Source organism: Pseudomonas sp. S12(2018), from assembly GCF_024355235.1.
In the GTDB taxonomy this organism is placed as follows: domain Bacteria; phylum Pseudomonadota; class Gammaproteobacteria; order Pseudomonadales; family Pseudomonadaceae; genus Aquipseudomonas; species Aquipseudomonas palmensis.
Genome location: NZ_QLAD01000001.1, coordinates 133,319 through 154,716, shown reverse-complemented (window position 1 = coordinate 154,716; position 21,398 = coordinate 133,319). Strand labels below are relative to the sequence as shown.

Annotated in this window: 16 protein-coding genes and 3 pseudogenes; all 19 read left to right on the top strand. The window is 48.9% G+C overall.

Going from position 1 to position 21,398, the window contains the following annotated elements; translation table 11 throughout:
* Positions 1 to 60: 60 nt before the first annotated feature.
* On the top strand, positions 61 to 639 hold the full coding sequence (locus DN388_RS25330; RefSeq protein WP_303626972.1) for an MBL fold metallo-hydrolase RNA specificity domain-containing protein: 579 nt from the start codon (positions 61 to 63) through the stop codon (positions 637 to 639).
* A 348-nt stretch (positions 640 to 987) separates the two neighbouring features.
* Positions 988 to 2,058 carry an LPS O-antigen chain length determinant protein WzzB gene (locus DN388_RS00790; protein ID WP_058541039.1) on the top strand — a complete coding sequence of 357 codons (1,071 nt, stop codon included), beginning with the start codon at positions 988 to 990 and terminating at the stop codon, positions 2,056 to 2,058.
* Between the two features lie 182 nt (positions 2,059 to 2,240).
* Positions 2,241 to 3,584, top strand: coding sequence for a Wzz/FepE/Etk N-terminal domain-containing protein (locus DN388_RS00785; protein WP_254996370.1), 1,344 nt, complete (start codon positions 2,241 to 2,243; stop codon positions 3,582 to 3,584).
* A 405-nt stretch (positions 3,585 to 3,989) separates the two neighbouring features.
* Positions 3,990 to 4,478: a transcription/translation regulatory transformer protein RfaH gene (gene rfaH, locus DN388_RS00780; protein ID WP_254996368.1), complete on the top strand. Its 489-nt coding sequence runs from the start codon at positions 3,990 to 3,992 to the stop codon at positions 4,476 to 4,478.
* A 177-nt stretch (positions 4,479 to 4,655) separates the two neighbouring features.
* Positions 4,656 to 5,342, top strand: a complete 687-nt coding sequence (locus tag DN388_RS00775) for an acylneuraminate cytidylyltransferase family protein (protein WP_254996365.1) — start codon at positions 4,656 to 4,658, stop codon at positions 5,340 to 5,342.
* 2 nt (positions 5,343 to 5,344) lie between these two features.
* Positions 5,345 to 7,618, top strand: coding sequence for an N-acetylneuraminate synthase family protein (locus DN388_RS00770; protein ID WP_254996363.1), 2,274 nt, complete (start codon positions 5,345 to 5,347; stop codon positions 7,616 to 7,618).
* Between the two features lie 190 nt (positions 7,619 to 7,808).
* Positions 7,809 to 8,942 carry a hypothetical protein gene (locus tag DN388_RS00765; RefSeq protein WP_157811459.1) on the top strand — a complete coding sequence of 378 codons (1,134 nt, stop codon included), beginning with the start codon at positions 7,809 to 7,811 and terminating at the stop codon, positions 8,940 to 8,942.
* Positions 8,942 to 10,120, top strand: coding sequence for a hypothetical protein (locus DN388_RS00760; RefSeq protein WP_157811460.1), 1,179 nt, complete (start codon positions 8,942 to 8,944; stop codon positions 10,118 to 10,120). Before DN388_RS00765 ends, DN388_RS00760 begins: the two co-directional genes overlap by 1 nt.
* A gap of 104 nt (positions 10,121 to 10,224) precedes the next feature.
* On the top strand, positions 10,225 to 11,292 hold the full coding sequence (locus DN388_RS00755) for a hypothetical protein (protein WP_157811461.1): 1,068 nt from the start codon (positions 10,225 to 10,227) through the stop codon (positions 11,290 to 11,292).
* Entirely contained in the window at positions 11,289 to 11,843 is a 555-nt protein-coding gene (locus DN388_RS00750) for a WcaF family extracellular polysaccharide biosynthesis acetyltransferase (protein WP_100634478.1), read from the top strand. The genes DN388_RS00755 and DN388_RS00750 overlap by 4 nt, the downstream gene beginning before the upstream one ends.
* Positions 11,843 to 12,970 carry a GDP-mannose 4,6-dehydratase gene (gene gmd / locus DN388_RS00745; protein WP_100634480.1) on the top strand — a complete coding sequence of 376 codons (1,128 nt, stop codon included), beginning with the start codon at positions 11,843 to 11,845 and terminating at the stop codon, positions 12,968 to 12,970. The genes DN388_RS00750 and gmd overlap by 1 nt, the downstream gene beginning before the upstream one ends.
* A 2-nt stretch (positions 12,971 to 12,972) precedes the next feature.
* Positions 12,973 to 13,950, top strand: a complete 978-nt coding sequence (locus DN388_RS00740) for a GDP-L-fucose synthase (protein WP_254996355.1) — start codon at positions 12,973 to 12,975, stop codon at positions 13,948 to 13,950.
* Positions 13,950 to 15,158 (top strand): glycosyltransferase WbuB, encoded by a 1,209-nt coding sequence (locus tag DN388_RS00735; RefSeq protein WP_100634484.1) that lies wholly within the window; start codon positions 13,950 to 13,952, stop codon positions 15,156 to 15,158. The genes DN388_RS00740 and DN388_RS00735 overlap by 1 nt, the downstream gene beginning before the upstream one ends.
* A gap of 87 nt (positions 15,159 to 15,245) precedes the next feature.
* On the top strand, positions 15,246 to 16,667 hold the full coding sequence (locus DN388_RS00730) for a mannose-1-phosphate guanylyltransferase/mannose-6-phosphate isomerase (RefSeq protein ID WP_229590028.1): 1,422 nt from the start codon (positions 15,246 to 15,248) through the stop codon (positions 16,665 to 16,667).
* Between the two features lie 138 nt (positions 16,668 to 16,805).
* Positions 16,806 to 18,185 (top strand): undecaprenyl-phosphate glucose phosphotransferase, encoded by a 1,380-nt coding sequence (locus DN388_RS00725; RefSeq protein WP_100634521.1) that lies wholly within the window; start codon positions 16,806 to 16,808, stop codon positions 18,183 to 18,185.
* A gap of 26 nt (positions 18,186 to 18,211) precedes the next feature.
* Positions 18,212 to 19,468 (top strand): O-antigen ligase, encoded by a 1,257-nt coding sequence (locus DN388_RS00720; protein WP_254996353.1) that lies wholly within the window; start codon positions 18,212 to 18,214, stop codon positions 19,466 to 19,468.
* Between the two features lie 234 nt (positions 19,469 to 19,702).
* Positions 19,703 to 19,832: pseudogene (locus DN388_RS00715) on the top strand (transposase); the annotation flags it as partial.
* Between the two features lie 48 nt (positions 19,833 to 19,880).
* Positions 19,881 to 21,232 (top strand): annotated as a pseudogene (locus tag DN388_RS00710) (IS66 family transposase).
* Positions 21,201 to 21,335, top strand: a pseudogene (locus DN388_RS00705) (IS256 family transposase); the annotation flags it as partial. The pseudogenes DN388_RS00710 and DN388_RS00705, both read left to right, overlap by 32 nt.
* Positions 21,336 to 21,398 lie beyond the last annotated feature (63 nt).

The window sequence follows — 21,398 nt, the reverse complement described above, 5'->3', positions numbered from 1 at the left end:
CGCTACTGCCTGCCGAGCCTTGCACGGGCGAGCGGTAGCGCCGTAAGAGCTGTACATCGATTGGCCACAACTGCGCATCACCTTGACTCGCCCCTGGCCAGCCGATTCACCCAGGCCTACCGTGAGCTCAACGACTTCTGGAACGATAAGGCCGAACAACGCCATAGCAAGGGGCGAAAACCTACGCGCTTCAGGCAACTGATCACCTTCGACAGCCATATTGAGCACCAGAAAACCGTCAACTACCTGGCGAGCACCGGCAGGCCTGCTATCTTCATTGCAGGCAACGGTATTTGCTCAGGCGGGCGAATCAACAACTACCTCAAGGCCATGCTCGGCGACCCGCGGTATCAATTGCTATTCGTGGGCTATCAGGCTGGGGGCGCTCCGTATGCGAACATTCAGGCCAGCGAGGGCGTCGAAGGCTTTGCGATGATTGATCTTGATGGAGAGATGTACGAAATCAACTCGGCCCACGCCGACCAAAAAGGCCTAGTGGATTTCGTCACCGGAATGCAACAGTGGCCTGAAAGGGTGCTGTTGGTTCACGGAGAGAAGGGGGCCAAGGCCGCATTGGCGCACGCATTGGCGTACCATTACGAGCAAGGAAAGGCACTTTCGGTGGAAATACCCGCATAAAGGCCCAAGGTGACTAGCGTTACTGCTAGATATTATCATTAATGATATGCGGTTCTTTTGACGATCGGCAGCCAGTTGAAATGAACTTCACTTCATCTGGCGAGTCGTATTTATCTATATTTTTCTGACATGGAACAGTTGTAAATAGCGCGCAAAATAGCGGGGCCTTACTGTGGTACCAGGAGATAAAACCGAGCGCTAAGGTCAGAAACAAGCAAGGTAAAAGGCAGTTCTACAAGTCATGGCTTATTGCCATATTCCTGTCATTTCCAGCTCGCGAGTGCCCTAAACGTTTTAGGAGTTGATATCACAACTCATTTACAATGTGGATCCAGGAAAAAAGAATAAATGGCCCAAGACTGCGAACGCTTGATCGCATCCGATGACATCGACCTAATTGAGCTGATCAAAGGCTTATGGCAGCAGAAAATGCTGATTATGGTCACGACCGCCGTGATTTTTCTGTCAGCCCTTGCCTATGCGCTTCTGGCAAGGCCTGCTTATGAAGCCAAGGTATTCGTCCAGCCCCCGACGCAGAATGACATCGCACACTTCAACTATGGGCGCGGCCCCGACACCGGGCTAGACACGCTTACGGTCAAGGATATCTACGATGTCTACGTGAAGCACCTGCAGTCTGAGTCGCTGCGCCGTAGCTTTTTCCAGACCGCCTACCTTCCTACGCTCACAGAGCAGGAGCGCAAAAGTTCTCAGGACCTCTTGTACAGTGATTTCAACAAGCTGCTGATTGTGGCGGTCGCCGCCAAGGACACCCCGACGCGCTTTGCCATTACCGCGAACGTTTACAGCCCGCAGCAGGCTGCCGAATGGGTGACGAACTATGCCCAGTTGGCAGGAGAGCGCGCCAAGCAGGAAGTGCTCAAGAACATCAAAAGCGATGCCACGGTGAAGGCCAACAACCTGCAGCGGCAAATCCTGACCGCGCAGGAAACCTCGCGCAAGCAACGCGAAGATGACATCGTGCAATTGAAAGAGGCGCTTCTGATTGCAAAGTCCATTGGCCTGGAAAAGCCGCCGATCATTTTCGGTAACCTCTCTACTGAAGTATCTTCGGGTATGGAAGGTTCGCTGACCTACATGCGTGGCAGCAAGGCACTGGAGGCAGAAATTGAAAACCTGCAGAAGCGCCAGTCCGATGACCCGTTTATTCAGAATCTTCGCCAGCAACAGGCTGCCTTGACGTTTTATCGCAACCTGAGCATCGACCCTGCGTTGGTTGCGGCTTACCGGCAGGACGGTGTGGTAGAGCTGCCAGACAAGCCGGTAAAACCCAAGAAGCTACTGATTGTGCTGCTCGGCCTGGTTGCAGGTGTTGTGGTGGGTGTGGGGTTGGCCTTGATGCGCCACTTGTTCCGGCAAGCGCTCAGGCAGAGGCCCTCCTCATTGGCGGGAACCTGAACGAGAGTCGTTAGCGTTACTGGGTTTCAAGGGTGGTCCGCTTTTACAGAAGCTGTCACAATGCCGCCTTGCGTCGTCTGACGACAGGGAGTGTTCGAGAATCGTAGTCGGCAGCGATGACGATGGACGTTTTATGCCTGTCTTGGGCGAGTCAGTTCAACTCAATCAGACAGGCATTTGGCGTGAACAGTATTACCCGCGTACCTTCCGTTGTCGCCCATGATGAAATTGACCTTTTTGCAATGATGCAGTCCATCTGGAAGCAAAAAAAGCTGATTGCGGCTACGGCGTTGGTCATGGGTGCCATTGCTGGCGCATATGCGTTTTTGGCCACACCTGAATATGAAGTGAGCACGCTGCTGCGCCCTGCAGCCCTCAATGACCTGGATGCCTTGAACCGTACCGAGGTCTATTCCCTGCCGCCTGGCAAGGCCTTGGTGCGAGTAGGTGCAGCGCTGGACTCCTACGACACGCGCCTCAGCTACTTTCGCGCCAACCCCAAACTGTTTGACGCGTTTGGCAGGCCAGGGCAGTCGCCCGAGCAGGTGTTTGACGAGTTCAACCGCGACTCACTCAAGCTGGTACAGCCAGCCCCCCAAAAGGCCGACCTGCTGAGCGCCTATATCGGCTTGGAGATGCGCTACCCCAAAGGGGTAGAGGGTGATGAAATTCTCAATGGGTTTGTTCAATACGCCATTGAAAATGAACGTAAACAGATCGCTGACGACCTGAAGGTCATCATCAGTAACCGCTTGAGCGAAGTGGACACCAAGCTGAACGCCGCCCGTGCTGCCTATGATGCCGCGAAAGAAGGCAAGATTGCGACCTTGCTAGAAGCCGATAACCTCAAGCGTGCGCAGCTGCAGGACGAGCTTAAGGCGCTGCGCGTGCAGCTAAAAGTACGCCGTGAAGACCGCATCGCCCAATTGGATGAAGCCATCAGTATTGCGCGTTCGCTCGGCCTGAAAAAGCCGTCAACGCCATCGTCCATGGCCAGTGAAGGTGAGTTGGGCAGCAATATCATTCGAACCGAAGTCAACAACCAGCAAATCCCCCTGTACTTCATGGGCACCGACGCCCTCGAAGCAGAGCGTAAAGCTTTGCGTCAACGTACGTCTGACGATTTTGCCGACCCGCGGGTAGCGCAAATTCGCAAGGAACTCTTGTTGTTGAACACAAACCGCGAGGTTGAGGTGCTCAACCAGCGGACAAATGAAGAAGTGTTTTTGAGTGATATCGCGCCACTTAAAGCTGAGCGTGTGCGCTTGTCGAGTATCAGCACCGATATGCGTGGATTGAGTCTGGTTTATGTTGACCGGCTCGCAGTCGAGCCAGCCGATCCAGTCAAGCCCAAGAAAGCTCTGATCATTGCATTGGGGATGGTAGTGGGTTGCTTGCTAGGCGTTTTGATGGCTGTCCTCCGCCATTTGTTGGTGGTTCGCCATATGCACCTACTCCGTTCCAGCCCTGCAGCATTGTCTCAAATGACCGGGGCTGCCATCCAGCCAGATAGCCCGTTGCGATAATGCGCCGCATGGTTGAATTATTAGGAGTATGAGCGGCATCTTAGCGTGGTGATTTCAGATCAGACGCACCGGTTTGGTGGTGCGGAGCTTTGTTTTCTGGTATGCCTTGGATGAAGTGACGCTGGCGTGAGGCAATAGGGCTTGGTCAGAGTAGCCACCGGCAGTCCAAGCGCGCTCACGCTTCTGTTATGCTGACATGTCTTTTTGATGGGTCGAGATGTGCCACGGTAAGGGATGAATGCCACCAATGCCGCAGAGGTTTGAGGCGGTTTGGTTGAGCCTTGCCTGAAGAAGCCTGTCGCGACGCTGTTATTTTGATGTCATACAGCATCATCCAACGAGCGTATGCAGCTTGAACGGGATCGAGTTTATCGGTGTTGATTCACTGCCTAAAAACGGTACTGCATGATTCCTCAAAAAAATTGGTATCTGGTGCATTGCAAGCCGCGCCAGGACGAAAGGGCAGAAGAAAATTTGGCACGTCAAGGCTATGTCTGTGCTCGCCCAATCTGTACCCGCGAACGTATTAGCCGTGGAAAGCGTCATACACTGGCTGAGTCATTGTTCCCTGGCTATCTGTTCATTCAAATGGCGGATGAGTCTTCTTGGGCACCTTTGCGTTCAACGCGTGGTGTTAGCCGTGTTGTCAGTTTTGGAGGCCGGCCGCTGGCCGTTGGGGATGAACTGGTTGCCCGCCTTCAAGAGCAAGCAGGGGGTCATAGTTTTGCGAATTTCCAAATAGGCGAAAATGTTCGGATCATAGAAGGCAGTTTTTCAGCGCTTGATGCCATATTCATGGCAATGGATGGAGAAGAGCGTGTCGTGTTGTTGATTGACCTTTTGAGCCGCCAGCAGCAGGTGAGTTTACCGTTGGCGAGTGTTTCAGCGTATTGAGTTGCATCTGGCCAGAAGGCTGGAGCTAGAAATGGTGTGGCAACGTTTTCAGGAAACAGACGAAAAATCCTGGGGCGGTAGCGTGCCTAAATTATGGTTTCTGCATCGCGCATCTAGGTAGGCAGTGTCTCCAGCGTTCCAATCCTGATGAATATGATGATTTAGTGAGTATCTCGGATGACAACGGTTGCATTTATACCCGCCCGTGGCGGCTCTAAAGGGGTTCCTGGCAAGAATGTCAAATTGATAGCTGGCAAGCCGCTCCTCGCATGGAGTATTGAGCAGGCGAAAGGCGCTAGCTTGATTGACAAGATTGTTGTGTCTACCGATTGCCCTGAAATCGCCGCCTGTGCTCGTCAGTACGGTGCCGAAGTGCCATACATGAGGCCTGCTGACATCTCGGGTGATACTGCTACAACTGAAAGCGCAATGCTGCACTATTGCGAGTGGCTAAGTGCCCGTGGTGAGAAGTTTGATAATTTTTTGCTGGTGCAGGCAACATCGCCCATTCGAGCAGCGGGGCGTTTCGACGATGCCATCCGGTTTTTTGAAGCGGAGCATTTCAATAGCTTGTTGACGGTTACGCCGTCCCATCGTTTTTTCTGGAAAAATCCATCTGCGCCTGAAGCATCATACGATTTCATGAAACGTCCTCGTCGGCAGGATATTCCTGAGTCTGATAGAAGATACATGGAAACAGGGTCATTTTATATTACCCGCTGGGATGACCTGGTTAGCACGCGCAACCGGCTTTGTGGCAAGGTCGGCATGTACATAACACCAGAAGAGGAGTCCTATGAAATTGACTCCTTGGTAGATTTTAACGTTTGCGGAAGCATCATGTCCGCGTTGGAAGGGAATTAAATATGTATATTACAAAAAGCACTCAGAAATATATTGTCTTTTCTGAGGATTCCCTAGTTGATGTTTTAAAAAAAATTAATGAAAACAAGTCTAGAATTGCATTTGTTGTTTCAGAACATGCAGTCCTAATGGGTAGTATTTCTGACGGAGACGTTCGTCGCTGGTTGACCAACAATACTGAAATTGACCTTAACGTGCCGGCACATAGCATCATGAACACCGCATGCAAGCGTGTTGTGCTAGGTGAAGAGAAGAGCACCTATAATTCTTTGTTTCACAGCGGTGTTGATTGCCTGCCAGTTGTTGATGAGGCAGGCCATCTGGTGCAGTTGGCATTTCAGAAGTCTGAAGGCTTCTATATTGGTTCTCGTGAAATCTCCGAGAAGTCGCCGTCTTTTATCATTGCCGAGATAGGGAACAACCATCAAGGCGATATTAAACTGGCTAAGCAACTGGTTGATCACGCTGTTGCTTCAGGCGTGGACTGCGCAAAATTCCAAATGCGTAACGTCAAACAGCTTTACAAGAATGAAGGTAACAGCAACGATGCCTCGGTGGATTTGGGGGCACAGTATACGATGGATCTGCTGGAGAAATTCCAGTTGAGTAACGAAGCGCTCTATGAGGTTTTTGATTACTGTAAAGAAAAGAATGTACTTCCACTGTGCACACCGTGGGACCATGACTCACTGGCAGCACTGGAAGCCTATGGCATGCCTGCTTACAAGGTAGCCTCGGCGGACTTCACCAACTACGAGTTGCTGGAAGCAATTGCTAAAACGGGCAAACCATTTTTGTGCTCAACTGGCATGTCCAGTGAAAGTGAAATTAAAAGTACCGTTGCGTTTCTAGATCGCCTCGGTGCGGATTATGTACTGTTGCATTGCAACTCTACGTACCCGACACCGTACAAAGACGTAAATCTGAAGTACCTGAGTCGGTTGAAGAAAATTACCGGAAAACTCGTTGGGTACTCTGGGCATGAGCGTGGAATATGCGTTCCTATCGCATCTATTGCATTAGGTGCTTGTGTTATTGAAAAACATTTGACGGTTGATCAGGGGTTGGAGGGAACTGACCATAAAGTCAGTCTTCTGCCTGATGAGTTTGCTGAGATGGTACGGCAGATTCGCAATGTCGAAGAGGGGCTGGGATCAGACGAGTTGCCAAGAGAAATTACACAAGGCGAACTCATGAACCGGGAAAACTTGGCGAAGAGCTTAGTTGCAAATGCGCCCATCAAGCAGGGCGCTATCATCACGCGGTCAATGGTGGCTATCAAGAGCCCTGGCCAAGGTATTCAACCAAACCGTATTGATGAACTGGTCGGCAAGGTTGCCAACCGTGATATTGATGCCGGTGGTTTCTTTTACGACTCAGATATTAATGGCGTAGTGCAGAAACGCGCGGATTATAAATTTGATCGCCCGTTTGGTGTACCAGTTCGATACCACGATTATCGCAAAATCGTGACGGACTCTAACCTCGATTTTGTCGAGTTTCACTTGTCTTACAAAGACCTTGAAGTGAACCTGAGCGATTTCTTCGATGGCCAGGAGCCGATTGGCTTTGCAGTACATAGCCCTGAGCTGTTTGCCGGTGACCATATTCTTGATCTATGCGCCGATGATGAGGAATATCGCCAGCACTCAATTCGAGAACTCGAGCGAGTGGTTGGCATTACCCGTGAACTAAAGAAGATTTTCCCGAAAACTGATCGGCCGGTAATTGTAGTTAATGCGGGTGGTTGGGATAATAAAGGGTTTATTGATCCAGCGCTGAAGCCGGCAATGTATAAGAAGATTGCTGATGCGTTCAACTGTATGGACTTGAGCGGTGTTCAGATCGCTGTGCAGACCATGCCTCCTTATCCGTGGCATTTTGGCGGTCAGAGCTACCATAATCTGTTTGTCTGCGCTGAGGAAATAAGAGCATTCTGTGAAGAAAATCCTGAGATTAAGATTTGCTTGGACGTTTCTCACTCAATGATGTCCTGCAATTACTATGGTTGGGATCTCATGAAGTTCGTAGAAATCATAGCTCCATACAATGTCCACATGCATATTGTTGATGCCAAAGGCGTTGACGGTGAAGGCATTGAGATTGGTAAGGGTGATGTTGATTTTACTGCGCTGTCTAAATTGCTTGCAGAAAAGAACCCAGGTGTTCAGTTTATTCCTGAAGTTTGGCAGGGGCATAAAAACGGCGGTGAGGGTTTTTGGTTGGCATTGGACTTTCTTCAAGGGGTTATGACCCCCGGAAGAGGTTTTTTATAAATTTTTTGCGTCGCTTTAGGGTGCCAGTAATGAGCGCTTTTTTATGATAAATTATTGGCATCTTTTGGCGACAAGTTGCGTGTTGCTATTCAGTTTGCGGCATGGGCTTCGCAGTGCATATCCGTTGTTTGTGTTGTCTATGTCTTTTTGCACGGTTTCTTTATTAGAACTTTCCTTAGGAGGGTTCTATTTGAAAGCACCAGAGTTATTTTTCGTTTTTGTTTTCCCATTGTTCGCTCTTTCGGTATTAAAGAGGGTCGATGGGCGATCTCTGATATTTGTTTTGATTTTTATTCTTCCTTTCTTGTTGTCGATTATTAAAAATTTAGTCAATTTTGAACCAATTTTTGTTTGGGAAATCAACGCTGAACAGAGGGTGAACTGGTGGGATAAACTTGCATTTAAAGATGGCCTCACCTCGACAAATTTCACGCAGTTTTTGTATGTGGTGTTTTCGTTGCTGGTTTTTTTTATGGGGGCTCATATTGGGAACTGGATGACCAGTGAGCGCTTTGTTAACGCGCTGAAGTGGTCTATTTTTATTGTTAGCGTAGTGGGTATACTCCAGGTCGCTTGCTATTATTCCGATTTTTATCAGTTTTATATAAATGTTTTTTATAATTTTTCTGCAGCCGAATATAATCGCCTTGCATACCATGAGTTGGCGGGTGTAAAAAGAATAAACGCCACATTTACTGAGCCCTCTGTTTATGGTTTTTATATTGCGCTAAGCGTGTTTGTTGCTTATTTGCTTGAAGGTGTTGCTGTTTTCAAAAGTCGAAGAGTTTTATTAGCTCTAGTTGTTGGGCTTTTCTCTTTGTCAGGATCTTTTTACATTGGTGTCGCGCTGCTGAGCCTTTTTGTATTCTTGGGGGCTGGTAAAAGAACTAAGTTGATCTTGGTCGGTTGTGGAGTATTTTTTCTAATTCCAGTTGTTGTCATGTTTTCATTGATGAATTTCGATCTTCTTAGTGAGCTTTTTGCACAGAAAAGCGCTTCGTTGGATGAGCGATTGTATTACGGTGTAGTATTGCCTTTAGAAAATATTTCAAAATCTCCTTGGTTTGGCTTTGCTTTCGGTTCTGACCGTCCTACTACGTTATTTTTTAATTTGCTGATTTCAGTGGGTACTATTGGCACGCTTTTGCTTACAGCATCATTTCTATTTATTTGGAATGGTTTTGTCGCGGCTTATTTGTTTTTTTGGGCGGTAATGGGGTTTCTAATTCCAGACATATCGCTATATTTCGCCTGGTTTTACCTAGGAGCGGGGTATGCGCTCAAGAGAAGAGAGATGCTTGGAATGGAAACGCGGGGCGCATAATGAAAGCTCTTTTTTTTAGGAAAATGATTCAGTTTGCCGGTGCAGTGATATTATTTTCTGTCGTTAGGCAATTATTGGTTTTTCCTTGGCTTGCTCGTGAGTACGTAGACACGTTTTCTCAAGTGACATTTCTGGTATTTACGTTTGAGGCCCTTCTGTATCTGCTCATTGGCGCATTTCCAGATTTTTATGCTAAAAATTCCAGTGGTGGTGAGGTTAATACTCCTCTAATTTCTCGTTTGTTGTATTTGAATAATTTTGGCTCGATTATCTGCTTTTGCTTGCCGTTTTTCGGGGTTGATGTTTTATTTTCTTTTTTGTTGTTTCCGTTTTTTGTTTTTTCAGGTAGGAATGCTTTAAATCTTAAGCTTGTCTTTAATAAGCTTGATTATCTGGAGAACTATTATTATATCGTTTATAGGATTTTCCCATATTTTTCGCTGTTCATGATTGTTTGGGTTGAGTCTTATTGGGTGGTCGCATTTTTCTGTCTGTGTTTGAGTGCCTCGGAGGTGTGCTACTCTTTTAGGCTTTCTAGGATCACAGCGGCATATGAGCGTGGTGCTAGTTTAGTAACCTCCGGTTTGAATTCAAAAGCGTTAATGGTTTTTTGCATTGCGTACATTTTTATAAGTTTTTCGCAACGTGGTGATTTTACTGGTATAGGATATTTTTATTCATCTGCTGATTATGCAGACTTTGCAATGCTTATGTCCGTTGTCAATTTCTTTTGTAATCCAGTGGCGCTTGTTACGGGGGCAGGCTTGTTAAGTCTTCTTGTGAATCAAAAGGTTGATTTTGATTTGATTGTTTTTTTCAAGGTTCTATCCGTTGTCCTGTTTTTATCTGCCTTTATTTCTGTCACTGCTGCTGCTTTGTTTGGCTATGTTGAGTTTTTTTTATACGGTAAGACGATTGGGTTTTCTTCATTTACAGTTTTTTTTGTTGTGTTCTTCAATATAATTTTTCTTTCTTTTAGAACATTGACGGTTAGGTTTTTTTCACCCGTATTATTGCTTGTTTTGTACGGAGCGCTTTGCTTGGTTCTGGCAGGACTTGTCATGACAAAAAGCCTTGATGTGTTTTTGAATTATTATTATTCGTTGAGAGCATTACTGGTCGTGATATTTTTCTTTTTTTATATTTTTGTTTTGCGCTTTCGAAAAGGTGTTTGCTAGTTATGCTATCAAAATCTCAGTTATTTAGTATTTTTTTTAATGAATATGCGGTAAAGATTAATTGTCAGCGGCGTAACCACCGGTGGTCTCCTAGACTCACTGGTATGTCAGTTTTGGTGAATGAACGTGGCTCTTGTGTTTTCGAGTTTTGTTATGTCGTAGTATATAATTTATTTCTTGCGTTGGGTATGTTCTCCTCTTTGTTTCGTCGTAGGGTCTGCGAGAAGAAAATTTTTATTGTATTAGATCCGCGGCTTAGTTCCTATAATGTATCTGGTTTGCCAACTTTTAGGGTTGGCCCACATCTTTTTTTTCGATCCTCATTTTTTAGTGTTTATCAGCTCATTGGCAGGGTCCAGTTATTTAAAATAGCTTTGCTTTCATTGTGTTCTTACAATAAAGCTTGTGAGGCTCTGAAAGCTTCGTGTGATAGTTATGGTGTGTGTGCTAACGATTTTAAAAAAATGGTTGGCTTCGGTTATTTTAGATATCTAGAACTAAACCTGGCTCATGCAGCGCTTTTAAATGTTGTTCATGTAGAGTCTGCCGGCCATTTTGATGTGTACACAGGTTTGATTTCGCTTGTGCGGGAGCAGGGTGCTTTGGCATTCGTGCGACTCTATCAGCATGGGTTGTATGAAAAGTTTCTGGCCGGGAAAATGCTAAGGCGTTTTTTCTCAGATTCTTATGTTTTGCGGTACGTTCAGTCGAAAAAATATTTTCTTTCCGATATGAATGCTAATCCTGCTGTTAAAATAATTTTTGCAGAATCAACTTTTAAACCGAATGCAATGTTGCTTGACTGTAATAAGAGTGAGAAAATTGCATATGCGCTGCAAAATGACTGCTATGAAGAAGATTTTTTAAATATCCAATATTTGCAAAATCTTAAGCCGGCGGCTTACATTGCTCTTTACCTACATCCAGCTACACCTAAGAAAATCTTACGTACGATAACTTGGAGGTTTCCAGGGCTGCAGGTCTTTCTAAAGGAGCGGCATTTGAACATTGATGTAGTCGTTTCCCGGTATTCTTCTCTCGTGCTGGACTATAGCTCTCTCGGTGTAAAAGGAGTTTTTGTTGCTCAGCATGACCAAGTTTGTGCTTTTGACTCAGAGGGGAATCAGTTTAAGGTGGTCTATTCGCTTGAACAATTACGGAGCATTTTATGAGTGAGTCAAAAAAGGTTGATTTTGACTTGTCTTCCTTTTCGTCACCTAACCATTATCGTGGCCGTTCCCACTTGGTTGTTCTTCTGTGGTGGCTCTGCCAAGCAACCGTATTCGCTTGGTCGCCACAGCCGATGTATGGGTTTAGACGTTTTCTTTTGCGTGCATTTGGCGCGCACATAGGTAGGGGGGTGTTAATTCGTCCCTCTGTCAAAGTGGTCTACCCATGGAAGCTTTATATAGGTGATTATAGTTGGATTGGAGACGACGCCTCGCTCTATAGCTTAGACACTATAGTGATTGGATCAAATACAGTTATTTCTCAGCGTTGCTATCTGTCTGCTGGAGCGCATGACTATACCAAGTCCAGTTTCGATCTGACGTTGATACCTATAAGGATAGGCGACTCCTGCTGGTTGGCTACAGACGTTTTTGTCGCACCGGGTGTGGAAATTGTTTCCAATAGTATTGTTGGCGCTAGAAGCTCAGTGTTTAAAAGCATTAAGGAGGCAGGCGTGTACTTCGGAACTCCTGCAAAGAGGAAGGTGGAATAATGTCGTCAAAAAAAGTTGCGTTAATTACGGGTGTTACTGGTCAAGATGGTTCCTACTTGGCAGAGTTTCTCTTGGAGAAAGGCTATGAAGTACACGGTATTAAGCGCCGTGCTTCGTCTTTTAATACTCAGCGTGTTGACCATATCTACCAGGACCCGCACGTAGATAATCGTAATTTTGTTTTGCACTATGGCGATTTGAGTGACTCTTCTAACCTCACCCGTATTATTCAGGAAGTACAGCCTGATGAGGTGTACAACTTGGGGGCACAGTCCCATGTTGCAGTGAGTTTTGAGTCCCCGGAGTACACCGCAGACGTTGATGCCATGGGCACACTGCGTATTCTTGAAGCTATCCGTTTGTTGGGCCTGGAGAAAAAAACACGTTTCTATCAAGCGTCGACGTCTGAGCTCTATGGACTGGTGCAAGAGATTCCTCAAAAGGAAACGACACCGTTCTACCCTCGCTCCCCTTATGCGGTGGCCAAACTTTATGCCTACTGGATTACAGTAAACTATCGTGAAGCTTACGGTATGTATGCCTGCAACGGCATTTTGTTCAACCATGAGTCGCCACGTCGTGGTGAAACATTCGTAACACGTAAGATTACACGCGCCTTGGCTAACATCGCCCAAGGCCTGGAAAAGTGTTTGTTCCTCGGTAATATGGATGCCCTACGTGACTGGGGTCATGCCAAGGACTACGTCCGCATGCAATGGATGATGTTGCAGCAAGAACAACCTGAAGACTTCGTGATTGCAACCGGCGTACAATATTCGGTGCGTGAGTTCGTGCGGTGGTCGGCTGCTGAGCTTGGTCTTACACTGCGCTTTGAAGGTAAAGGCATCGAAGAACATGCGATTGTAGAACACATTGAAGGTGACAAGGCACCGGCACTGAAGGTAGGTGATGTCGTTGTGCGTGTGGATGCACGTTATTTCCGACCTGCAGAGGTGGAAACCTTGTTGGGCGATCCAACCAAGGCTAAAGAAAAATTGGGTTGGGTACCGGAAATTACCGTACAGCAAATGTGCGAAGAGATGGTGCGCGAGGACTTGAAAGCAGCTCAGCGCCATGCGCTTCTGAAGTCCCACGGCCATGACTTGCCTGTATCTGTGGAGAACTGATTGTGGCCCGTAATCTGGAACAGTCGATTTTTGTGGCCGGCCATCGTGGAATGGTTGGCTCAGCCATCGTTCGCAGGCTCAAGACGCTTGGCTACTCGAACATCCTCACCGCAACGCGGGAGGAGTTGGATTTGCTCGACCAGGCGGCGGTTCGGCAATTTTTCCAAACTCATGCCATTGACCAGGTTTATCTTGCCGCAGCCAAAGTGGGTGGTATTCATGCGAATAACACCTATCCGGCCGATTTTATTTTTGACAACCTGATGCTTGAGGCCAACATCATTCAGGCTGCCCACCTGAGTGGTGTTCAAAGGCTGCTATTTCTCGGTTCTTCCTGCATCTATCCAAAGCTGGCAGTGCAGCCTATGACGGAGGCTGCGTTGCTGACAGGTGTGCTTGAACCAACGAACGAGCCTTATGCATTGGCCAAAATTGCTGGTATCAAGCTCTGTGAAAGCTACAACCGTCAACATGGCCGCGATTATCGTAGTGTGATGCCAACTAACCTCTATGGCCCGCACGATAATTATCACCCTGAAAACAGCCATGTTATTCCAGCGTTACTGCGTCGCTTCCACGAGGCTACTCAGCGAGGTGATACCGAGGTTGTGATCTGGGGCAGTGGCAAGCCAATGCGCGAATTTCTGCATGTCGACGATATGGCTGCTGCCTGCGTGCATGTCATGGAGCTCGAGCCCCAGCTACATCAGGCACACACACAGCCAATGCTTTCTCACATCAACGTTGGTACGGGCGTCGATTGCACGATTGCTGAGTTGGCGAACACGGTTGCCAAAGTAACCGGATTTCAGGGCGAGCTGAGGTTCGATGCGACGAAGCCTGACGGTGCTCCGCGCAAGCTGATGGACGTTTCGCGTTTGGCCGCGTTGGGCTGGACAGCCAGTATTGGCCTTGAACAAGGCTTGCAGAGTGCCTATCAGTGGTACGTCGACAATGTGCAAAACGCTCGGGCTCACTGATGAAAATTCTGCTTTATGGCATCAATTACAGCCCAGAGCTGACTGGAATCGGTAAATACAGCGGAGAAATGGCCCGCTGGCTTGCTGAGCAAGGCCATGAGGTGCGGGTTGTTACCGCACCACCGTACTATCCGGATTGGAAAGTATGGCCTGCGTTTTCGTCCTGGCGTTTCAAATGTACTCAAGAGGAGGGCGTCAGTATTTACCGGTGCCCGCTCTATGTGCCGGCTAAACCGGCGGCACTAACGCGCTTGTTGCACCTGGCAAGTTTTTCTATCTCATCTTCGTTGGCAATGCTGGCACAGCTGAGGTGGAAGCCAGAGCTGGTCATTTTGGTGGTCCCGACGCTATTTTGTGCACCTCAGACGCTCCTGCTGGCTAAGCTGACGGGCGCTAAGTCCGTTCTGCACATTCAGGATTTTGAAGTCGATGCATTGTTTGGTCTGGGGATTGCCAACAGCGGCGTGTTAAAACGTATTGCTTATGGCGCAGAACGGCTCATTTTGCGTGCATTTGACCGTGTTTCAAGCATTTCTGCGGCCATGCTGCGGCGCGCCCAAAGCAAAGGTGTCAGCGTTGAGCAGTTGCGTTTTTTTCCGAACTGGTCTGAAACCGCACGGTTTGCCAATGTTGCGCGTAATGATGCATTGCTTGCGCGGCTGGGCATTGATCCAGCCAAGAAGGTGCTGCTTTACTCCGGTAACATAGGCGAAAAGCAGGGGCTGGAAAGTGTAATCGAAGCTGCGGATCGCCTTAAGGGCCTGGCAGAGCTTGTGTTCCTGATCGTTGGCGAAGGCGCAGGTAAGGCCCGATTGCAAGCGTTGGCAGCATCGAAGCAACTGTCGAATGTGGTCTTTGCACCTTTGCAACCCTATGAGGACTTGCCCGCGCTGCTCGCCAGCGCCGATTGCCATTTGGTCATTCAGAAACGCGGGGCTGCAGATGCGGTACTGCCATCAAAACTGACCAACATCCTTGCAGTAGGCGGCAATGCAGTAATAACCGCAGACCCTGAGACCAGTCTGGGCTTGTTGTGTCTGGACCATCCAGGCATTGCAGAACGGGTAGAGCCCGAGTCTGTCGAGGCATTGCTTAGGGGGATTGAGGGTTGCCTGACTATGCCCTTGCCTAACCTGATTGCTACAGCATATGCCCATGATTTTCTCGACAAGGATCGGATTCTGGCTCGGTTTATCGATGAGGTTTAATTTTCTTTCTTGTTGTAATGTGTTGGGCGTGCTGCACGGCATGCAGAATTCATTTTTTGGTAGTACGACTTCAAAGGACAAAAACACATGTTGCTTCCGGTAATCATGGCTGGCGGTTCCGGCTCGCGTCTCTGGCCGCTTTCGCGTCAACTTAACCCTAAGCAATTTTTGCCGATGGTCGACCAAAATCAGTCCATGCTGCAGGCAACGATTGAGCGCCTGCAGGGGCTGGACGCCCAAGCGCCGCGCTTGATTTGCAACGAGCAGCATCGGTTTCTTGCAGCAGAGCAGCTACGTCAGATTGGCCTGGAGCAGGCCAACATTCTGCTGGAGCCAATGGGGCGTAATACGGCACCTGCCATTGCTCTGGCGGCATTACAGGCCATAGAGGAAGGTCAGGATCCGTTGCTGCTGGTTTTGGCTGCCGATCACTTGATTCAAGACGTGCCTGCGTTCCATGCCAGTATTGAGGCTGCCATGGTGTTAGCCACAGCAGGCAAACTTGTGACCTTTGGCATCGTACCGGCCTACCCTGAAACCGGTTATGGCTACATCCAGAAGGGCGAAGTGCTTGGTAGTGAAGGGTTCAAGGTCAACCGTTTCGTGGAGAAGCCGGACTTGTCCACTGCCCAGCATTATGTTGCTTCTGGGGACTATTTTTGGAACAGTGGCATGTTCATGTTTCGTGCCAGCCGCTATTTGGCAGAGCTGGAGGCGTTCCAGCCCGACATTCTCAAGGCGTGCCAGCAGGCATTGGCAGGTGCAGAGCAGGACCTGTACTTCACCCGTATTGATGCAAAAGCATTTAGCGAGTGCCCGGACGACTCGATCGATTATGCGGTGATGGAAAAAACGGCCGATGCCGCCATGGTGCCGCTGGATGCTGGATGGAGTGACATCGGGTCATGGTCTGCACTGTGGGATGTCAGCGAAAAGGACATCAACGGGAATGTCTTGAAGGGGGATGTTCTTCAACACGCTACTCGTCATAGCTATGTGCATGCCGAGCATCGCCTGGTGACGACGGTAGGGGTCGAGGACCTTGTTATTGTCGAGACCAAGGACGCCGTCCTGGTTGCCCACAAGAGTCATGTGCAAGACGTCAAAAAGATTGTTGAGCAGCTCAAGCAGGACCAGCGCCATGAGCATGCCAATCACCGTGAAGTGTATCGTCCTTGGGGTGTGTACGATTCGATCGACAGTGGGCATCGTTATCAGGTCAAGCGTATCACCGTAAAACCCGGAGCCAAGCTATCCGTTCAGATGCACCATCACCGAGCCGAGCACTGGATTGTGGTGAGTGGTACGGCGAGTGTCACCAATGGCGACAAAACCTATCTGGTCACGGAGAACCAATCCACCTACATCCCTATCGGCCAGGTTCATGCTTTGGAAAATCCAGGTGTTATCCCGTTGGAGCTCATCGAGGTTCAATCAGGTACGTACCTGGGTGAAGACGATATCGTTCGCTTTGAAGACAAGTACGGGCGTGTCAAACCCAAAAAGTAAAGCATGACTGATAGTGACTCAGGCGGTGCTGGCGCCTCTGAGTTGCTGCGTAGGGTTGGGGGTTTTGGCTGCGGGGCGGTGCCTGGCTGCATTGCACGCTAACCAGTGTTTTATAGAGATTGGGGCCTGTTCAAAGACATGCAAGTCACTCATCGGTATCAACCAACATTTGCAGAACGGTATCCCGTTCCTTTTTTTGTCGCGTTAACGGACATGGTCATCGTCTTGGTGGCGGGCTTGTTTGCCTTCCATTACCGTTTTCAGCACTTTGAAATGACGGGGCGTTACAACACCGCAACGATGATTACGGCCATTGTGGTCGTGATCTGCCTGGCGTTGGGCGGTGTTTATGGCTCGCAACGAGGTCAGTCCTTCTGGCGCCAACTCGGTGTCCTGGTGGTTTGCTGGCTGTCTGCTGCAGGCGTTCTTTTATCGTTGACGTTTTTCCTGAAGATTTCAGATAACTATTCCCGCATCTGGTTCAGCGTAATGTTGTTTACGGGAGGGGCACTGTGTTTGTTGCTACGCTTTTCCGTATTTTTGATATTACGTCGCATACGCGGCTCTGGACTGAACCTGAAGAGCGTACTGCTGGTTGATTCCGGAGGGCAGTCCGCCAGCCAGCTAAACAGTGGCCGCACCTTGGAAGAAGACGGTTTTCGTATTTCCACAAGCCTTGCGTTTAGTCAAAACGACGACTGGGTGGACAGCCTGGTCGCCAAAGTTGATGAGTTAGGCGTGCATGAAGTATGGCTGTGCCTGCCGCTCAGTGAAGGGGGCGTCATTCGCTCCATTATGTATGCGCTTCGCCACCACACCGTTGCCGTTCGCTTCATTCCGGAATGGGGTGATATCCGCTTGCTGAATCACAAGGTGAGCCATATTGCTGGCTTGTATTCATTGGACCTTAGCTGCAGCCCGATGGATGGCTCGGCGTTGGTGGTCAAGCGCCTTGAGGACTTGATTATCGGAGGCTTGATCAGCCTTATGATACTCCCGGCTTGCCTGGTGATTGCTGTTGCAATCAGGGTGTCGTCCCCTGGGCCGATTTTGTTTAAACAGTATCGAACGGGCATCAACGGCAAACATTTCAAAGTGTACAAATTTCGCTCAATGGTAGTGCATAGCGAAGGTGGCGTTACCCAGGCCACGCGCGACGATGTACGAGTGACCAAAGTCGGGGCGTTTTTAAGGCGTACCAGCCTTGATGAACTACCGCAATTTTTCAATGTGCTCCAAGGGCGTATGTCGATTGTTGGGCCTCGCCCCCATGCTTTGGCGCACAACGAGTACTACAAGGATTTGGTCGAGTCTTACATGCAGCGGCATAAGGTCAAGCCAGGTATCACCGGCTGGGCTCAGGTCAGTGGCTACCGCGGAGAGACGGATACGCTTGAAAAAATGCAAAAGCGTGTTGAATACGATCTCTGGTATATCGATAACTGGTCACTCTGGGTCGATCTGAAAATTATACTTCTTACTGTTTTTAAAGGCTTTATTAATAAAAACGCATTTTGATTTTGCTTGAGGAAGTAGTCGTAGTTATGAGATGGATAGAAATTTTACGGTGTGATTTTTCTCAAAACATGAAGTGGCGCTATGTTTTGGTTTGGATGCTGGCTATTGGTCTTTTTATTCAGGTGAGTGGAAAGGTTTGGATCGAGTCTGGCAGTGCGCGGAATGCACAGGTGTATATCTGGCTTTTACTGCCTGCGCTTGTGTGTCTTTGTGTTAGTGCTGTCGCGCGTCTTCGTATTGGTCTAAATCGACAGTATATAATCTGGGCGGCATTTTTAGTTTGGGTGGCTTTGAGTACACTGTGGGCTACAAATTCTGAGAGCCCATCAGTTTCAATTGCAAAGCGAGGGCTTTTGGTTTGGTTGTATCTTATGGCCATATTTTTTTTACTGAAGTATGATGAGGTTTTTTTGCGTGGTGCACTAGTTGCTGGTGTTGTGGTTGTTGCGTTAGGTGCTTTGATTAGTCTGATTTATCAGTACGGTTATGTAGGGCGTTCATTTGCGTATCGCGCTTATCGAATGAAAGAGCTAGGTATAGGTAATTTTATAAACTATGGTCATCCGGTGGCGTCTGGCATTTTTCATGGTGCTGTTGCTACATGGGCATTAGCATTTGCCTTGTATAGAAAAAATACATCTAGGCAGTCTCTGCTCTGGTTGGCAGTTTTTGCGGTGCTGGCAGTATATGTTTTGTTGACTTATACGCGAGGCGCTTGGTTTGCTTTGTTAGGTGGCTTTATTGCTGCTGTTTGTTTTCAGAACTCTAAGCGTGGTTGGTGGCTGTTACTCATAAGTAGCATTGCTGTCACTAGTGTGTTTGTGATTATGTGGCCACAACTCGTTGTTGAATTTGAGACAAAGCAGTTGTCTGGGCGCGGGTCGATTTGGGTTTATTATTTTGAAGTAATGTCCGGTCATTGGATTTTCGGACACGGGCTAGGAACTGAGTTTTTATATATATGGCCAGATGGCGTTCACCAATCGCCTCATGCCCATAGCTTGTACCTCCAACAGGTCTACGATAGTGGTATCGTTTCGCTTGCCTTGCTCGGTGCGGGTCTGCTGGCGTTGGCACATAAAGCGTGGAAACTGCGCAGCAACTATTGGGTGCGCCTTGCATTTCCTGCACTGGTCTTTGCGCTGATCGCCATGCTGACGGATGTTGAGCGAGTCTTTACTCGACCTGGTGACTACTGGACGTTGTTCTGGTTGCCAGTGGCGATTTTGTTGGCGGTGCCGATGCGGTCTAAACAAGCTGATCAAGCAGCGCCGTCAAGCTAGTTTCCCGATAATGGTCAGCGAATCCCAGCGAAGCAGTCTTATCTTGCTGTTGTTGACCAATATATACCTGCAGTGTATAGGTTAGGCTCTGTACGAAATGTCGAGAAATTTAATCACCGCCCCTCGAAAGCTGCGATTTTGTAGAGTTTCCAGCCATCTACGGAAAGTAGTTCTGTGATGTGAAAGCGTTATGAACTCTCGGATGAGGCCTGGGATGTAGTTGCCGATCTCTTTATCGAAAACCATGGCGGGGGCCGGCCCCCCTCCAGGCGACTGTTTGAGGCTTGATGGCTTACTCTGGGGGCTGTTCGCGGGTGCCGCATGGCGAGATATGCCAGAGCACTTCGGTCCCTGGTCAACTGTGTAGGCCCGGTTTCGGTGAGGCACGTTCTATCTTTAGCTACTCAAGCAGATGCTTGCGAAGACGCAGTCACGGGTCGGTTTTCTCGAAGAGGAAAACGCGCTGCTGCGTCAGCGCTTGTTCGGGCGCAAGTCCGAGCAGACAGCTGACCCTGCTACACCCCAGCTAGCCCTTTTCGATAACGCAGAAAGCATTGCCGACGTTGCCGACGAAGACGCAGAAGCCGATACGGGTAATCAAAAACGTTCGTAAAGTCTACAGTTGCCGCGACTGCGAGGCTGCACCGGCCACGGCGGACAAACCGACTCAGGTGATTGAAAAAAACATAGCTAGCCCCAGCGTACTGGCGATGATGCTGACCACCAAATATGTAGACGGTTTGCCGCCATACCGCTTTGAAACAGTGCTGGGTCGCCACGGCATTGATATCCCGCGCCAAACCTTGGCAAGGTGGGTTATCCAGTGCAGCGAGCACTTCCAGCCGCTGCTGAAGCTGATGCTCGACCGCCTGCTAGCCAGTCGCATCATCTACTGCGATGAAACGCGGGTGCAGGTGTTGAAAGAACCTGACCGCGAGCCAAACAACCAGTCGTGGATGTGGGTGCAAAGCGGCGGTCCACCGAATAAGCAGGTCATCCTTTTTGATTACTCCACCAGCCGAGCGCAGGAAGTGTCTACACGCCTGTTCGATGGCTATCGTGGCTACGTCATGACCGATGATTATGCCGGTTACAACGCACTGGGCGCCCAAGCAAGAGTGAGCGCTTGGGATGCTGGGCGGACGCACGTCGCAAATTCGTGAAAGCACAAAAAGTGCAGCCCAAAAGCAAGACGGGTAATGCCGACATCGCGCTGAATTTGATCAACAAGCTTTATGGGATCGAACGCGACTTGAAGGGCGGCAGCGACGCTGAGCGTAAAACCGGTCCTCACGAACAAAGCCTGCCGATAGTTGCTCAATTGAAAAGCTGGAGCGAAAAGACACAACCACGAGTTAGCGCTCAGAACGCGTTCGGAAAAGCCATTAGTTATCTGGCAAGCAACTGGAGCAGACTTGAACGGTAGGTGGAGAAAGGCTACCTACCGATCGACAACTACGTCGCAGAGCGCGCGATCCCCCCTTCGTGATGGGACGAAATAACCGGTTGTTTAGCGACACGCCTAACGGCGCGGTGGCCAGTGGTCAACTTTACAGATTGGTCGAAACCGCCAAAGCTAACGACCAAAAGCCCTATTGCGCACTGGAACGCCTGCCACAGGCGTCCTCAGTTGAGGCTTACGAAGCCCTGCTGCCGTGGAGGTGCGTGCCTCAAGTGTATCGGCAACGCACCGCACCATCTTTGACAAGGTGGGGTTTATGGAGTGCTTACGATCTATCAGGCCGTCAATGCCGAAGCGGCTGAACAGGCGCTGTATATCTTTGAGAGCGGGCCTTGGGGTTAACAGTATCCAGCGGTAACGACTGCCGGGCGGCGGATCGGGGAACGAGTCATTACATTTTTCGTGCCCCATATGCTTGGCCTGTCTGACGGCTAGCCGTTATCGGCCCTCACAAAAAAACAGTGCCGC

Excerpts from the sequence above, each read along its gene's own strand:
- DN388_RS00725 (WP_100634521.1), top strand. The coding sequence starts at position 16,806 with ATGCAAGTCACTCATCGGTATCAACCAACATTTGCAGAACGGTATCCC.
- DN388_RS00730 (WP_229590028.1), top strand. The coding sequence starts at position 15,246 with ATGTTGCTTCCGGTAATCATGGCTGGCGGTTCCGGCTCGCGTCTCTGG.
- DN388_RS00770 (WP_254996363.1), top strand. The coding sequence starts at position 5,345 with ATGTATATTACAAAAAGCACTCAGAAATATATTGTCTTTTCTGAGGAT.
- DN388_RS00735 (WP_100634484.1), top strand. The coding sequence starts at position 13,950 with ATGAAAATTCTGCTTTATGGCATCAATTACAGCCCAGAGCTGACTGGA.
- DN388_RS00775 (WP_254996365.1), top strand. The coding sequence starts at position 4,656 with ATGACAACGGTTGCATTTATACCCGCCCGTGGCGGCTCTAAAGGGGTT.
- DN388_RS00760 (WP_157811460.1), top strand. The coding sequence starts at position 8,942 with ATGAAAGCTCTTTTTTTTAGGAAAATGATTCAGTTTGCCGGTGCAGTG.
- rfaH (WP_254996368.1), top strand. The coding sequence starts at position 3,990 with ATGATTCCTCAAAAAAATTGGTATCTGGTGCATTGCAAGCCGCGCCAG.
- DN388_RS00750 (WP_100634478.1), top strand. The coding sequence starts at position 11,289 with ATGAGTGAGTCAAAAAAGGTTGATTTTGACTTGTCTTCCTTTTCGTCA.
- gmd (WP_100634480.1), top strand. The coding sequence starts at position 11,843 with ATGTCGTCAAAAAAAGTTGCGTTAATTACGGGTGTTACTGGTCAAGAT.
- DN388_RS00790 (WP_058541039.1), top strand. The coding sequence starts at position 988 with ATGGCCCAAGACTGCGAACGCTTGATCGCATCCGATGACATCGACCTA.
- DN388_RS00720 (WP_254996353.1), top strand. The coding sequence starts at position 18,212 with ATGAGATGGATAGAAATTTTACGGTGTGATTTTTCTCAAAACATGAAG.
- DN388_RS00755 (WP_157811461.1), top strand. The coding sequence starts at position 10,225 with ATGTCAGTTTTGGTGAATGAACGTGGCTCTTGTGTTTTCGAGTTTTGT.